Genomic DNA, 15,241 nt, shown 5'->3' on the forward strand with positions numbered 1-15,241 from the left:
CAAAGCCGGCCACGACAAAACATTACCCCCTGCAAAGGGGATGACCGATACGGCAAAACTGATGAATGCTGCGCCAAATAGGCTTAACGCCGGGCCTCACAGCGGGAATCCATACCGCTTTGCAATTGCCCAGATGTCCCGGTTGGTCTCGATCAGCCGGTTGATGGACCCGGTGATGTTGTCGATTTCCGCATCATCGATGGCGTCCACCTTGCCATATTTCAGCCGGTCGCCGCTGTCGGAAATCCGCATGAGCAGGGTCGAGACATTTTCGCCCGTGTCGTCGAAGGAATAGATGCAGTGGTTGTATTTGTTCCTGAGCTTGGCTTCGCTCATCATCCGGCGTGTAACGCCCAGCACATCCCTGCGAACGGCTTCATCCGTGCGCGATGTCTTGGCCAGTCGCTCCACCAGATCGACCCGTGCGCGCGACGTGTTCAGCGTCAGGAAAATGATCGTGGCCGTTTCCATGTCCACCCGCGCAAGTCCCGCGATCAGGTGGATGAGAAGGCTCTCGGTGTTGGTCCACGTGTAATTGAGCTGCCCCAGCAGTGTGAGTACTTTTCGGAAACGTGGGGTAGCCTCATTCATGGCGAAACGGCTCGCGTCCACCTCGGATAGCTCATTGTCCCTCATGCTATCACCGCACGTTTCAGTCGTCTACTTTCTGTGACCTTCCTAGTTCTCGCGAAACGCCCGGTTCATGCTGTCCATGATGGGCTTCGAGAGATATTCGAAGAAGGTGCGTTCGGCCGTCTGGATAAGGACTTCGGCCGGCATACCCGGTGTCGGCAGGAAGCCGTGAACCCGCGCCAGTTCGCTCGGCGGCAGCCGCACCCGCGCCAGATAGATTTCGCGTTTCTCATCGACCGAGCCGTCGCGCAGCGCGTCGGCCGAAACATAGAACACTTCGCCCGTCAGGACCGGCGTAGTGCGCTGGTTGAGCGCGGTCAGACGCACGGTTGCTTCCTGTCCCACCCGCACGCTGTCGATCTTTGTGCGCGGGATCTGCGTTTCGATGATCAGCGGCACGTCCGAGGGTAAAATCTCTGCAATGCTCTTGCCGCTTTCGATCACGCCGCCGGGCGTGTGGTAGTAGAGCCGCACGACGGTGCCTGCGACTGGCGTGTTGATCGTGGCGCGACGCAGGATGTTTTCTGCCGCGCGCGACTGCTCGCGAACCGCGTCGAGCTCCGCCTCGATGCTCTGCAGCTCATCAAGGGCCGCCTGCCGATAGGCGGCGAGCGTCTGGTTGGCCTGCTCTCGATAGCGCTTCATCTGGGCATGTGTTTCATCGACTTCGGCCGAAAGACGCCCGAGCTGGCCATCCGCCTCGGCCATGGCCCGCCGGATGGCGGAGATTTCGGGTTTGCGCATCAGCCCCTGCTCATAGAGCTTCTGCTTGCCGGAATACTCGTCTGTCAGGAAGGCGAGCTGCCGCGTCAGGGCCTCGTGCTGGGCCGTGTAGCCGCGTCCGCGAATTTCCAGCGCGGCGATGTTGTTGTTCAACAGCTCCAGTTCACTGTGGAGCTTGCGCTGCGAGGATTCGAAATTGAGCCGCTGGCTCGCCAGTATTTCTGCAATCTCCGGGTCTGCCATCCGCTCCGTCAGATCGGCGGGGAAGTCGATGCTGGTCTTTTCCTCATATTCAGAAGACAACCGCGCGACGATCGCCACAAGCCGCGCCCGCCGCAGGAAAAGCTGGCGTTCATTGGCAAGGGCAGAGGTCTCGTCCAGCTGCACCAGCGGCTGGCCGGCGGTCACATGGTCGCCTTCGGACACCAGAATGTCCTTGATCACGCCGCCTTCCAGATGCTGCACGATCTTGTTTTGACCGGTGGCGACGAAACTGCCCTGTGAGATGACGGCGGCTGCAAGCGGCGCGAAGGCGGCCCATATGCCGAACCCGCCGAAACAGAGAATGAGCAGGATGATGCCGGCAATGCTCTGCTTGCGGATCGAACGCGGCACCTCCGCGTACCACGTCATGTCTTGAAGCTTGGCGATTTCGGTGGAGCTCATGATGGACCTGCCCTTCAGGGAAGCTGGTTGGCGAAGGGACCGTTTTCGAGTTGTCCGGCCTGGTGGGCGGCAAGGGCGCGCAGCACGTCCTCGCGCCGGCCGAACATCGAGATGGTTCCGTTGGTCATCAGCAGGATCTTGTCGACATAGCGCAGCAGCGATGGCCGCTGCGTGATGACGATCATGGTGATCCGGTTTTCCTTGGCGTGTTTGAGTGCGCGGGCAAGCGCGGCGTCGCCGGCGCTGTCGAGATTGGAATTCGGCTCATCCAGAACGATCATGCGTGGATTTCCGAAGAATGCGCGCGCCAGCGCAATGCGCTGCTTCTGCCCGCCCGACAGCGGTGAGCCATCGGCGGCCACGATGGTTTCATAGCCCTGCGGGAAGGTGGCGATCATCTCATGCACGTCTGCGAGGATCGCCGCCTGGTAAATTTCCCTGTCGTCCACATCGTCGCGCATGCGCGCGATATTGGCCTTGATCGAGCCGGGGAAGAGCTGAACGTCCTGCGGCAGATAACCGATATTGTCGCCGAACTGGCGCTGGTCCCAGTTGCGCAGATCCATCAGATCGAGCCGCACACTGCCCGATGTGGGCAGGATGGAGCCGACCAGCATTTTGCCGAGCGTGGTCTTGCCGGCCCCGGAATTGCCGATGATTGCGAGCGAATCCCCCGGGCGCAGCGAGAAATTGATGCCGTTGAGCACGACCCGTTTTGTTCCCTGCGGCACGTAGAGAACGCGCTCCACATCGAGCCTTCCCTCGGGTTTCGGCAGCACGAGCCGTTCCAGATTGAGCGGAGATGCCTGCAGGAGCGCCTTGATGCGCCGGTATGCGCCGCGCGAGAGGATGAACTGGTTCCAGCCCTCGATGGAGCCTTCTATGGGCGCGAGCGCGCGACCGGCGATGATCGACGCGGCAATCACCATGCCGCCGGTAATGTATCCCTGAATCGCCAGATAAGCGCCCCAGCCGAGCAGGGCTACCTGCGTCAGGAGGCGGATGGCGCGCGAGGTGGCGGCCGACATGATGTTGCGGTCCTGCGCCTTGACCTGCGCCTTCAGTGATCCGGCCGTGTCCTGCCCCCAGATCTTCACCGCTTCGGGGATCATCGCCAGCGCGTTGATGATCTGCGAGTTCCGCGCCATGGAATCCAGATGCATATTGGCCTTGCTCTGATAGACATTGGCCTCGCCGAACGGGGCAGCGGTCGCGCGCTGGTTGATGAAGGCGACGATCATGAGCAGGAAGGCCGACAGCACCACGATGCTGCCGAGATGCGGGTGAACCAGAAAAACGGCGAGAACGAAGATCGGCGCGAACGGGATGTCGAGGAACGACAGAAGCGTGCCCGAAACCAGGAAGGAGCGCAGCTGTTGCAGGTCGCCCAGCGTCTGGTATTCGCGGCCCGTGCCATGCAGCGAAGCGCGCGCTGCCGCACTCAGAATGGGCGCGCCCAGCTGTGCTGCCACCTCAACGGCCGTGCGCATCAGGATGAAGCGCCGGATCGCGTCGAAAATCGCCTGCAGCAACACCGCCCCGATGATCACAATGGTCAGCATGATGAGCGTATCGGTGGAGCGGCTGGTCAGAACGCGGTCCGAAATCTGGAAGAGATAGACAGGGATCGCGAGCACCAGAATGTTGCTGGCATTGGTGAAAAGCAGAACCATCAGCAGGTTCTTGCGCACTGCGCCCAGCCCTGCGGACAGGCTCTTTGAGAAGTCGACCGGCCCCAGACGGCGATGGAATTTTTCCTTCGTGTCGCCGGACTGTTTGATCTGAGGCGCTTCCTCAGCCGACCGTTGCCTTTGCTCGGCAGGAGCTGTTTTCGCCGCGCTCTTCCTGTCTTCCCGGGGCTTGTTCTGCGGCGCTGCCGCTTCCCGCTGGGCAGTTTTTGCCTGTGGCGTTTCGGAAGCTTTGGGGGCGGCATTATCCGTTGCCCGGTCCTGCTGCGCCTCCCGTTTGGCTGCTTCCTGTGCCATCCGCGCCGCGCGCGCATCGACTTCCCTGAAAATCCGGGAAATCTCCTGATCCACCGAGAGCGTCTGTGGTTTGCTGCGCGGTTCTGCGCGTTGTTCTCTCGGCCGCGCTTCTTCGATCACCCAGGATGATGCATCCTTCGCGTGGGCAGGTTGCTTTGTCGGTTTGTCCAGCATGCGTTTCCCCCCGGTATCCGCTAACCCAGCATGGTCTGCATGACGTCTGCCGAACCCGCATCCGGTGTTGCCGCATCCGGTGCGGAGTGCTCGCCATCCTGTTCGGGAGCCATCAGGTCATCGCTGAGAAATGCCACCGCCTCGTTCACCAGCGCATCGCCGCTTTGCGTGTAGAGACCGGTATCGTCTGAAATGAGCTCGGCCTGGATCAGCAGTTCGTCCGAATAGACGTTGCCGCCCGCATAGGTCGTCGCATTGACGCCGCCATCGGTGATCGCAGCCTGGTTGACCAGCGCATTCCCTCCGGTCGACACACTCCAGTCGCCATCGGCGTTGGCTTCTGCGCCCGCCTTTGCAAGCGCCACCTGATCGGCATCGCCCAAAACGTTGGTCTGGCTGATATATTGCAGGTCCACCACGTCGCCTGAAATGTAGAGAACCTTGAGGTTCGCCATTCCCGAAAAGTCCTCGCTGGCGAGCAACGCGCCCGGAGCTGCGCCCGGGCCAGCTGCCAGCTGGTTTGCCGCCTCCAGATAGGACGGCGGCAGCGCCTCGAACGACATGGTGCCGTATTGGGTGATCGAGGCCTCGTTCCAGAGCAGATTCCCACTGGTGGAAAGCGAGGCCGCGCCGCTGGTCTCGAAACCTTCGAGCGTGCCCACCAGATCATCATCCAGCAGGATGTTCGTCTGGCTGATGATGTTGGCGTTGTAGATGTTCCCGCCGATGATGATCAGGTCGTAATAGATGCCCAGTTCGGCCAGCGAGGCGACGTTGACGGTCAGATTCCCGCCCAGTTCAATCACGGTGCCGCCGCCGGTTGCCGACATCACCGTGATGTCGTTGTCTTCGACGAAGCTGACCTGCTTGACCCAGTTTGCAAGAACAAGGTCGCCATCGATCCGCGACACCAGCCAGTGGGAAGGGAAGTCGGGTTCGCCCTCGCCATTGCCGGCCGTTTCAGGGCGCGGATTGTCGATGGTCTGCATCGTCGCGATGTTGAAGGCTTTTGTCGGCTGCGCCGTGAGCGATTGCCAGCCTTCGAGCGCGCCGCCGATGGCGTCGCTGTCGCTCCAGACATTCAACTGGCTGATGGCGTTGAAATGAACATAGTCGCCGGCAACCGCCAGCACCGGTGCGCCATACCAGTCGTTCACGAGGATGGCTTCGTTGACCAGAAGATTGCCGCCGGCTTCAACCTCAATCTTCGCATGGAGCGAGAAGTCGGTTTCTGCATCGTCATCTTCGCCGCCGTTGGCCTTCACGCCATCGGGCAGGTGGTCTTCAAGAAGCGGCGTTTCCTCAACGGCCTCGCCATTCACATACTGCCCCTCGAGAGCCTCGCTGCGGGCGATGAATATGTCTGCGCCATCGGGCAAATCATCTGCAAAGGCGTCCGCCAGATGCGGCGCGTGCATGATGAAATCGCCGATCTCTTCCGCCGAGCCGGGTTCGTCCAGATGGCTGAAGGGCTGGAATTCGGATGCAGCGCCTATCAGTGCTGCAAGGGCTGCGCCGGGATCGCCGACCTGGCTCATGACCAGACCATGATCACCGATGCTGAGATAATCGTTGTCTTCGATCCGCGCTTCCTGCTTCACATACCATGCGAGAGAGCCAAGCGGCTGGTATTCGGGAAAGGCGGGAGCTTCGGCACCGGTCATGATGGCCATCGCGCCTGCCGAGGAGCCCGCGCCGCCAAAGCCACCGCTCTGGGCGTCGAGCGCCATCGGATTGTGCGCGACCGCTGAAACCACCTTCTCCCTGAACTGATCTGTCGGAGGCGGCGTGTATTCCACCCGCGGACTGTAGTCCTTCAAAAGGTAGGGGCTGATGATGTTGATGTTTATGTTGAGGAGTTCGTCCTGCTCCGGCGCTCGCTCTTCAAGCGGATCGAACTCCACATAATCCATCCGCATGCGCACCTCTTCGACCGTCTGCGAGAACAGTCCTATGAAGTGGGCGATTGCTTCCGTGGTGGAGTCCAGATGCATGGAGCATTACCTTGCTGCGGGTTTGGCGAGTAACCTCGTGTTCTGCCATCGCCGGTCGACAGCCCCGAAAAAGGATCGGAGGTTTGCGGGTGTCAGGCGAAGGGTGAAAGGCGCAAACCTCCGGTTCCGGCGCCCAGGGGGACAGGGCGCCGGAATTCTCGTTTGCCGTCAGGCGTCGTCTTCGCCGACAACCGTGCTGTTGAGATCGCCGCCGACCACTGTCGTGTCCACGGAGTTTCCAAGCACGTTGGCGCCCATGACGATCTGTTGATTGAAGGCGCTCGTATCCACGATGGCATCGGCAGATGCCTCGGAGATTCCGGTCACATAGCCGTCATCTCCATTGTTGGAGCCCCACATGCCGCCAGCGCCGCCTGCGCCGCCAGCACCTGTGGTTGCGATGCCGCCCATGCCGCCGGCGCCGCCGTTGCCGCCTGAGACCGGTCCGGCCCATGCATCACCGGCGTTTCCGCCGACTGCAGAAGCCCAACCGCCTGCGCCGTCGCCTCCATCACCTCCATTGCCGCCACGGGCAGCGCCGAGGCCCATACCTTCGCCTTCACCGGCTCCGAAGCCGAGGCCGGCGCCACCATTGGCTGCGCCACCGAAGCCGCCCAGGCCGCCCATGCCGCCTTCGCCGCCTGCGCCGCCCGTGCCAGTTCCGCCATTGCCGCCGGAACCTTCAGCGCCTGCAGCACCGGTTCCGATGCCGCCAGCACCGCCGCTGCCTGCTGCGCCACCTGCGCCGCCTGCTGCCGCTGCTGCGGCTGCATCTGCGTCGGCTGCTGCCGCTGCATCAGCCACGCCAAGTGCTGCTGCCGCTGCCGCTGCTGCATCCGCTGCGGCTGCGCCTGCTGCAGCACCATCGCCGCCGTCACCGGCGTCACCGCCCGTGCCGCCTTCGCCGCCGTTGCCGTCACCGCCGTCGCCGCCGGTGCCTTCTCCGCCTTCACCGCCGGTTGCCGTGCCGCCAAGGCCGCCCATGCCGCCAGCACCGCCAGCGCCACCGGCACCACCGGAGCCGCCTTCACCGCCGAGACCGACGCCGACGCCCAGACCACCGAGGCCAAGGCCCGTACCGGTCGCCGTGCCGCCGGAGCCGCCGGCTGCGCCATTGCCGTTGCCGCCATAGGCCTTGGCGTCATCGGTCGCGCCGCCATTGGCGTTGCCGCCATCGGCCCAGCCATGAGCGCCAGCGCCGCCGTCAGCGTCTGCATCGCCGCCGCCTTCGCCACCGTCGCCGCCGGCCACGATGCCTTCTTCGGCATAGGCGTCACCGCCCGATGCGTCGCCGTTCTGGTTGAAGTCGGCATTGTTGGAGACGGTCGGGTTTTCAAGCGTGTCATTGTCGACGAGATCATTCACCTGACCGATCACAAAGGCATTGTCATTGCCGCCGCCATTGAGCGAGTCGTTCAGGATGTCCTCGAACGTCATGTCGTCGCCCGGATCGTAGGAAATCTCGCCATCGCGATTGATGAACAGCTGGTCGACCGAACCGCCATCGTAGACATCCACATCTGCAAAGTCGTCATCACTCGGGATGAACCCGTCGAGGCCGACATTCACGGACGTGTTGACGGAGGTGGCCACGGCAGTCGCCACATCGGTGTTGTTCGTGGCGTTGTTTGCAGCCGAGTTCTGCGCCGCATTGCTCGCGGCGTTGGCAGCCGTGTTGGTGGCTTCATTGCTCGCGGCATTGTCTGCCTGATTGCTCGCACCGTTCTGCGCGGCGTTGCCAGCGGTGTTGTTGGCGGCGTTCGTGCCGGTATTGTTGCTGGTGTTGTTCGCATCATTGTCGGCGTTGTTGTCGGCATCATTGCCGGCCGTGTTTTCCGCCGTGTTCAGGGCGTTCTGTTCCTGGCCCTGATGCTGCCATTCACCCTGATGTTGATGCTGGTCCTGATCCTGGTCTTGATCCTGCGACTGGCTGTTCCCAGGCCAACCAGGAAAGAAAACGCCGAAACCGTTTTGTTTGGGCATGATCGTGTCCTCATCCTCAAAATGAGAACCGTGTGGACACGATCACTGTTCATCTCTCAGGTGATATTGTGCTCACACGGTTCTGCTGTTTTGCGGCCATCCGGCCGCCTTTGAAGTGCGGAAACACGTTCGGATGTCGAACGAGATGCACTCCTCCCTCATTCGGACGACCCTGTGTGTCTGAAGCGAATCCCCACCGCCCGCGTCTTTGATGCGACCCGAGATCAGTTCTCGCGGCAGACCTTTCGGAGTTATCCGACGGGAGGGATTGTCGTGCGTGAACCGGCGACTAAAAACCCGCAAATTCGGTGGAGCAGGGCCATTTAAGGCCTCACCATAGGTTCAGCCCCCACCTAAAAATGATTAGAGGCGGGGTAGTAATCTTTGGGGGAAACGCGTCGATTGTGATGCTGAGACGCTGCTTCTGGCGCCGACGCGGCGCGCAAGACCGGGCGGCGATTCGCGGCGGTTCTAGAAGCGGAACGTCCAGTAGAGGCAGGCGAGGGTGGCGATCGTGAAGCCGATGAATGCCAGCGTCCGCAGAAGGACGTTGCGGCGCAGCGTATCGAGCGACAGATGCGCGACGATGATGCCGGCGGCAAAGATGAACTGCCAGTCAATCAGCGTCCACAGCGCTGAATTGTTGCCAAAGGCGAAGCGCGCAACCTGTACGCCCACAATGGTTGCCAGAAGCACCAACGCCGTTGAGTAGACCGGTGTTGTGCCATTGGCGTGAACCACGGCTGCTGCGCGGATGGGGAGGATTGTCACGAGCATGGCTGCGAACGCGTAAAGCGCTGCCAGCGGGATGAAGCTGGCGGCATTGGCCAGACCGTCGAGGCGCTCGATGCCGAGCGTGCCGAAACCGTATCCCTTGATCCGCAGTGCGAAGCTGAGCGCGACAAGAAGGCCCGTCAGTACGGCGACAAGCAGAAAGGCGGATGCGGTGCGGTTCATGATGTTCCTCTCCGGGAATCGGATCGTTCCGTTCCCGAATAGGACGATATTCTGAAGCAGGAAAGCCCGGATGTGGCGCAATCTGCGGCACGTGCGGCTGTCTCAGTGAATGTTTCAGGAATTCGCGGCGTGCCTGCGCTCTTCTCTGCTGCGCCGCCGTTTCTCCACTTCGTTGAGAACATAGCAGGCGTCCTCGGCCTCGGACTGGGTGATGCCGGCAACGATGGTCATGCCGATCACCGCCGGCTCGTTGGTTAAGTTGTCCCAGACGGTCCAGAGGTTTGAAGGGTCGAGGATGATCTCGTAGCGGTCTTTCAAGTCCCGTCTCCTTCATCGGGTTAAGTCACAATGCTCACCGGCAGAGGCATCGTTGATTCTGATGAAAGAGAGATGAGTAAAAACAATAGGATAATAGTAAAATTTTAAACAGCTGAACGACCTTGGTTCGTTTTCGAAACATCCCGGACCGCCATGGTGCGGTCCGGGACGCCTGTAGCGCGGACCAGCGCCGCCAGTGATGGCGACGCTGGCCCCATGGCTTAGATCGAGGCCCCGTCGAGGTTCCTGAGCAGGATGTCCCGGTCGGCGACGGAACTGACGCGAACGGTCAGCGACGTGCTTTTCGAGGGCACCTGCGGGGGCAGGGAAACGGCGACGCCGGGCGCGTTCTTCTCGAGCCAGCTCTTGAACCGCGAGAGTTTGTTGGGGCCTTCGATGGGAAAGGTGAAACTGTATTTGAAGCTCACTTTGCATTCCTTCAATTCGCAAAGGATCGCAGACGCGCGCAGCGGAGCTGCGGCATCGTGCTGTGTCCAGATCGTGTTTTGGGTGGAATAATCCTGACGCCGCTCTTGCCTTCGCAGGTAGTGGCGTCAGGCAACTAGCCGGGTTTGCGGCTGCCCTTTGGAAAACGCGGTCTATGACGGTCGTGGGTGAGCATGACTGACATGTCGGACACTGGCGCCCGGAAGTCAAACCCGTGCGCCTTTTTGCCTCAAGCTGGACGGATTACCCTTGGCCGGACGCAGAAAGTGCGGACGTGCCGCTTTCGTCTCCGGCGACCACGACGCAGTCGCGGCCATTCTGCTTTGCCGCATAGAGGGCGGCGTCTGCAGCATTGATCAGATATTCGTAGTCCGGATGGCCCTCATAGGCGGCAACGCCGATGGAAGCCGTGACCTTGATGCTTTCGGTCTCGGCCACGGATATGGGCGTTTTCGTCAGCTCCGTGCGGATGCGCTCCGCCAGTGCATGGGCCTGGCTCTCCGCCGTCTCGACCAGCACGATCAGAAACTCTTCGCCGCCATAGCGAAAGACGAAGTCGGTCGCGCGGACATTGTTGAGGATCGTTTCCGCCGTCTGGCTCAGAACCGCGTCACCGGCCGGATGACCGAAGCGATCATTGACCGTCTTGAAGTGGTCCAGGTCGACCATAAGCACGCTCAGTGGCGTGCCTGCCTTCTTCGACAGGCTGATTTCGCGCCCGAGAACCGTTGGCAGGAAGCGCCGGTTCAGCGTCTGCGTCAGCGGATCGCGCCCGTTCTCAACGCCGGCTGCGAGCTTGAAGAGGTCGTTGAGCAGAAACTTGATTTCGTCGATGCGCCGCTGAAACATCACCAGTGATGCCGGCTGACTGCTCGAAATGTTCGGCAGGATCTCGGTATCCACTTCGCGGATGAGATGCTGGATCTTGTCGAGCAGTGGCGATCCCTGAAACAGCACTGCCGCACGGTGGCGGATCCAGAGGCCGAATGGCGAGGCCGCAAAACTGTTGTGAGACGGCTCGCTCTCATTGCCGAGCATGGACAAGAGAACCGAATGGCTCCATTCCATGAGCGCGGCGCGCTGGGTTTCGCGTTCCAGGTTGATGTCCTGACCGAGCGAGAAGATGCGGAAGGCCTCTTCCGTCTTGGTTCGCCGGTTCGCGCCCGACATGTAGGCCGTGCTCATGAGCCTGATTGCGTAATCCACGACCTCGTTGAACAGGATGATCGCATGGAAGGCGGACGGGCTGTGATTGCCGGCGGTGGCAATCTTGTCTGCGACCTTCGTTTTGATGAGGGTCGTGCCCTCCATAACGAGATTGTTGGGGATGTTCAGGCGGGCATGCACTTCGCCGATCTCGATCTGCCGGCGCTCAAAAGCCTCAATGTCGGCCAGCGGATCGAATTCCACCAGTGCGAGAAGCCATTTGCGCAGCGAGTGGCGCAGCCTGTCCTGCACGACATTGTGGCTGAGAAACTGGGCGCTCTGGGTGTCGCCAAGGAAGACTTCGTAGAAGGCGGCCACCAGCGCGTCGGCCTCCTGATGAACGATACGAACAATCGTGCTGCGAGCCGCCTCGCGTTCGTCTTCACTGGAGGAAAGCCATCCCAGCACTCCGGCCCGACCGTTCATCGCTCAAACCCCCGTCGAATCTTTCGTCGGCTCCCCTTTACGTTGCACCCTGAAGGAATCAAGCGATGATGGGGAGGTGGGACAATCTTGCCCACGTACAGGCCCAATTCCCGTGTTGCCCGACATGCGCATGCAGGTGCTCTGGCAGGACGGTGCGTAAGGTGGCCGCGAGGGGCGCGGAGCCGCTGCTAGTCGGTCCCAGAAGGCCATTCACTCAAGCAGCTGTCTTCTTGTCCGAAAACGCTACGAACCAGATTTTTGAAGACCAACAAGCTCACCAAGCTCGATGACCTGCTGCAAAAACATCTCCAGATCCCCGGTCGTCGTCCTGTGATTGCAGATCGCCACACGCAGACAATGCTTGCCGGAGACTGTCGTGTCCGAAATGGCAGCGATGCCTGCTTCCTGCAGGCGCAGCATGATCTCGACGTTCAGATCTCGCAGCGCGGCCTCCGTCATCCCGCCCGGATCGTAGCGGAAGCAGACGATATTAACGGTCGGCGCCACAATGAGGTCGAGCTTCGCGGCCTCTTCTATGCGTCGCGCCAGATATGCCGCCTGCGCGATGTTCTGATCGATAAGACGGCCGAATTTTTCACTGCCGTGCTCCTTCAGTGTCAGCCAGACCTTCAGGGCGCGGAAGCCGCGGGAGGTTTGTAAATTATAGTCGTGCAGGAACTCACTGGCCGCGATGCCGCGTGTTTTCTCCTCGAGATATTCCGGGTGCAACGCGAAGGTGCCGCGATGGACCGATGCATCCCGGATGATCGCGCAGCCGGCTTCGAAGGGCACATGCAGCCATTTGTGGGGATCGAGAGCAAGTGAATCTGCTTCTCCGATCCCGTCCACGAGCCCATGGTTTTGCGGAGCAATCGCGATGAGCGCGCCGATACACCCGTCAACATGCAGCCAAAGCCCCTCGCGCGTGCAAAGTGTCCTGAGGCCGTTTACGTCGTCTATCGCCCCCGTATTGACCGTGCCGGCGGTGGCGATGACGCAGGCCGGGAGAAAGCCTGCCGCGCGGTCCCGGGCGATACAGTCCGCCAGCGCGTCCAGATTGATCCGGTAGTCGGGACCGGTTGGCACCCGGCACAGGGCGTTGTTGCCGAGACCAAGCAGTTCGACGGCTTTCTGGTGACAGCTATGGACTTGGTCTGAGGCATAGAACCTCAGCGGTTTTTCAAGTTGGGCAACGCCGTTCGCCCGGACATCGCCGCCCGCCATGGCGTTTCTGGCAGCGGTCAGGCCGATGATGTTGGCCATTGACCCGCCACTCACCAGCGTGCCGCTCGCATCGGCGGGGAAGCCCATCAGTATCTTGAGCCATCCCACCACCTGCCGATCCATCAGGGCCGCCGCGTTGTTGCCACCCCCGAGGTTCGAACCGTCGACTGCAGCGAGGAATTCGGCAAGCGCACCGGTCAGGCTGCCCGAACCCATGAACCACATCCAGAATCGGGGGTGGATGTTGCCCATCGGGTAGGGCATCAGGATTTCCTGCAGCTCCTGATAGAGTTCTGCCGCAGGAGCGGGGTCTTTCGGGAGAGGGGAGGCAAAGGCTTCTCGAACGGCAGGGGGCATTTCCTGCCAGAGCGGGCGGTCACGCACGTTCCTGATATGCGCCACTGCGTCGTCTATCATCTGGTGGCCCAGCTGACGCAGCGCCTCCCAGTCGTTCGGATCCAGAGTTTCTTCGCGGATTTGGCTATTGGCTTGGTCCATTGTGAACACTCCTCGTCGAAGTCACTGACCGTTTTCCGTACCCAACGTCAGGCAGGAGCTTACCACGGTTTTCGGTATGCGTGACTTGCAAGATCCCGGCGTTTGCGGGCAGGGCACGAACGCAGTCGCTGAGTGAACGGATCTTCGGAATCGGGAGCGTGTCGGCTTCAAGGAGCCTGGCAGGGAGAATGCGTTCCACGAGCAGGGAAGTCGTGTTTCGCTCTCATGCTTTGCTATGCTGAAAAGTGATGTTTGTCGTACATTCGCTTCAATGCAATTCCATCAACAAAACCAAGACATCGTCTGGAGTGTTGATGGTGGGCGCGGCAGGGATTGAACCTGCGACCCCACCCGTGTGAAGGGTGTGCTCTCCCGCTGAGCTACGCGCCCGTTGACGAAAGCTTCGTCAAGCGAGCCGGGATATAAGGGGCGGGGTGGCCGGGTGTCAAGCGGGCTTTCGAAACTGATTTCAGGATGCCGTGGCGGCGATCAGGCTCTCGGCCATCTCGACAGTCAGTTCGTCGAACCCCGAGATGACGCGGGACGGTTCGAATGCGCTGACATGGCGGTCCGTATAGCCGAAGTCGACTGCAATGACGGGAATGCCGGCCGCCTTGGCAGTGTCGATGTCGGTGCGCGAATCGCCCACCATCACGGCACGCTCCGGGTCGGCCCCGGCCATGGCGATGGTGCGCAGAAGGTGGCCCGGATCGGGCTTGCGCATCGGAAACGTGTCGCCGCCGCAGATTGCCTTGAAATGACCGATCACGCCCAGCGCCTCGAGAAGCGAGAGCGACATGCCTTCAAGCTTGTTGGTGCAAACGGCGGTCGTGTATCCCGCAGCCTGAAAGCGTTCGATGGCTTCGATCGCGCCGGGGAACGGTTTTGAGCGGCCGGGAACATTGGCTGTATAGTGGTCGAGGAAGATGGCCTGCAGCGCGTCGAGCTGGCCTTCCGCAAGATGCCGCTGGCGCAGCGCGAAGGCGCGTTCAATCATCACGCGGCTGCCAAAACCGACAATGCGGTTGATGTCTTCGCTTTTCACCGGTTCCATGTCGACGGTTGCAAGGCAGTGGTTGAGGCTGTCGAGCAGGTCGGGTGCCGTATCCACGAGCGTGCCGTCGAGGTCGAAAACGATGATTGGCGCTGACATGTTGTCCCCTTCTTGAATAATCTTGGGATAGCGCGCAGTGCAGGTCTAGGCAAGGTATGCCGCTTATGTGCCTTGCATTGCGGGGAGCGGTAAAACGGGTTAGGAACCGCTCAGAACGGACCGGGGGCTAAATTGTCGGCTGATATGCGTGAATTGAAGATCGAGGCGGCGCGTGCCGCACTGGACCAGGTGCAGGATGGAATGCGTTTGGGAATCGGCACCGGATCGACTGCCGAAGAATTCGTGCGCGTTCTGGCCGAGCGGGTCGCTGGCGGGCTTTCCGTCATCGGTGTGCCAACGTCGGAACGCACGGCTGCGCTCTGTAAAGAACTCGGTGTGCCGCTGACCACGCTGGACGAAACGCCTGAACTCGACCTCACCATCGACGGCGCCGACGAGATCGGCCCGGAACTCGGCCTCATCAAGGGCGGTGGCGGCGCGCTCCTGCGCGAAAAGATCGTGGCTGCTGCCTCGCAGCGCATGATCGTCATCGCTGACAAGACCAAGATGGTCGAATCGCTCGGTCGCTTCCCGCTGCCCATCGAGGTCAACGCGTTTGGTCTGCGCGCCACCGTGGTGGCCATTGAAAAGGTTGCGAAAGAGCTTGGGCTTGAAGGACCGCTTGCGGTTCGTGAGCGCGATGGCAAACCCTTTGTGACCGATGGTGGACATCTCATCGTCGATGCATCTTTTGGCCGCATTCCCGATCCAAGAGCATTGGCAATCGCCTTGAACGCCATACCCGGCGTTGTTGAACATGGCCTGTTTCTCGACCTTGCCGACACCGCCTTCGTGGCGGGAGACGGTCAGGTGCGAACCGTCGGGGCCGCATGAACAAGAATGGAGTGAGAAAC

General features: G+C 61.1%; 12 protein-coding genes and 1 tRNA gene. 1 reads left to right on the forward strand and 12 read right to left on the reverse strand.

Annotated features, from left to right (window positions below):
* Positions 1-96 precede the first annotated feature (96 nt).
* The 12 genes from AC4PTT_RS09345 to AC4PTT_RS09400 form a co-directional block, all read right to left on the reverse strand.
* Complete coding sequence (locus AC4PTT_RS09345) at positions 97-591, reverse strand: hypothetical protein (protein ID WP_113156324.1); 495 nt, start codon at positions 589-591, stop codon at positions 97-99.
* A gap of 87 nt (positions 592-678) precedes the next feature.
* Positions 679-2,022, reverse strand: a complete 1,344-nt coding sequence (locus AC4PTT_RS09350) for an HlyD family type I secretion periplasmic adaptor subunit (RefSeq protein WP_206547459.1) — start codon at positions 2,020-2,022, stop codon at positions 679-681.
* 14 nt (positions 2,023-2,036) lie between these two features.
* Positions 2,037-4,181 (reverse strand): type I secretion system permease/ATPase, encoded by a 2,145-nt coding sequence (locus AC4PTT_RS09355; protein ID WP_412033025.1) that lies wholly within the window; start codon positions 4,179-4,181, stop codon positions 2,037-2,039.
* Between the two features lie 20 nt (positions 4,182-4,201).
* Positions 4,202-6,175, reverse strand: a complete 1,974-nt coding sequence (locus AC4PTT_RS09360) for a type I secretion protein (protein ID WP_492162573.1) — start codon at positions 6,173-6,175, stop codon at positions 4,202-4,204.
* Positions 6,176-6,343: 168 nt separating this feature from the next.
* The gene (locus tag AC4PTT_RS09365; RefSeq protein WP_492162574.1) at positions 6,344-8,158 is read right to left on the reverse strand and encodes a hypothetical protein; all 1,815 of its coding nucleotides are present in this window, start codon (positions 8,156-8,158) and stop codon (positions 6,344-6,346) included.
* A 471-nt stretch (positions 8,159-8,629) separates the two neighbouring features.
* Positions 8,630-9,115, reverse strand: a complete 486-nt coding sequence (locus tag AC4PTT_RS09370) for a hypothetical protein (RefSeq protein ID WP_113155395.1) — start codon at positions 9,113-9,115, stop codon at positions 8,630-8,632.
* A gap of 114 nt (positions 9,116-9,229) precedes the next feature.
* Entirely contained in the window at positions 9,230-9,433 is a 204-nt protein-coding gene (locus AC4PTT_RS09375; protein ID WP_113155394.1) for a hypothetical protein, read from the reverse strand.
* A gap of 221 nt (positions 9,434-9,654) precedes the next feature.
* On the reverse strand, positions 9,655-9,861 hold the full coding sequence (locus AC4PTT_RS09380; RefSeq protein WP_113156323.1) for a hypothetical protein: 207 nt from the start codon (positions 9,859-9,861) through the stop codon (positions 9,655-9,657).
* A 262-nt stretch (positions 9,862-10,123) separates the two neighbouring features.
* On the reverse strand, positions 10,124-11,512 hold the full coding sequence (locus tag AC4PTT_RS09385; protein ID WP_206552363.1) for a GGDEF domain-containing protein: 1,389 nt from the start codon (positions 11,510-11,512) through the stop codon (positions 10,124-10,126).
* Between the two features lie 243 nt (positions 11,513-11,755).
* Positions 11,756-13,234 carry a pyridoxal phosphate-dependent decarboxylase family protein gene (locus tag AC4PTT_RS09390; protein WP_492162575.1) on the reverse strand — a complete coding sequence of 493 codons (1,479 nt, stop codon included), beginning with the start codon at positions 13,232-13,234 and terminating at the stop codon, positions 11,756-11,758.
* 315 nt (positions 13,235-13,549) lie between these two features.
* Positions 13,550-13,624: transfer RNA gene (locus AC4PTT_RS09395), tRNA-Val, on the reverse strand.
* 79 nt (positions 13,625-13,703) lie between these two features.
* The gene (locus tag AC4PTT_RS09400; protein WP_113155391.1) at positions 13,704-14,387 is read right to left on the reverse strand and encodes an HAD family hydrolase; all 684 of its coding nucleotides are present in this window, start codon (positions 14,385-14,387) and stop codon (positions 13,704-13,706) included.
* Positions 14,388-14,531: 144 nt separating this feature from the next.
* On the opposite strand from AC4PTT_RS09400, the gene rpiA reads away from it, so the two are divergent.
* Positions 14,532-15,221, forward strand: coding sequence for a ribose-5-phosphate isomerase RpiA (gene rpiA, locus AC4PTT_RS09405; RefSeq protein ID WP_206546308.1), 690 nt, complete (start codon positions 14,532-14,534; stop codon positions 15,219-15,221).
* Positions 15,222-15,241 lie beyond the last annotated feature (20 nt).

It is taken from the genome of Nitratireductor sp. WH36-1 (assembly GCF_058725515.1).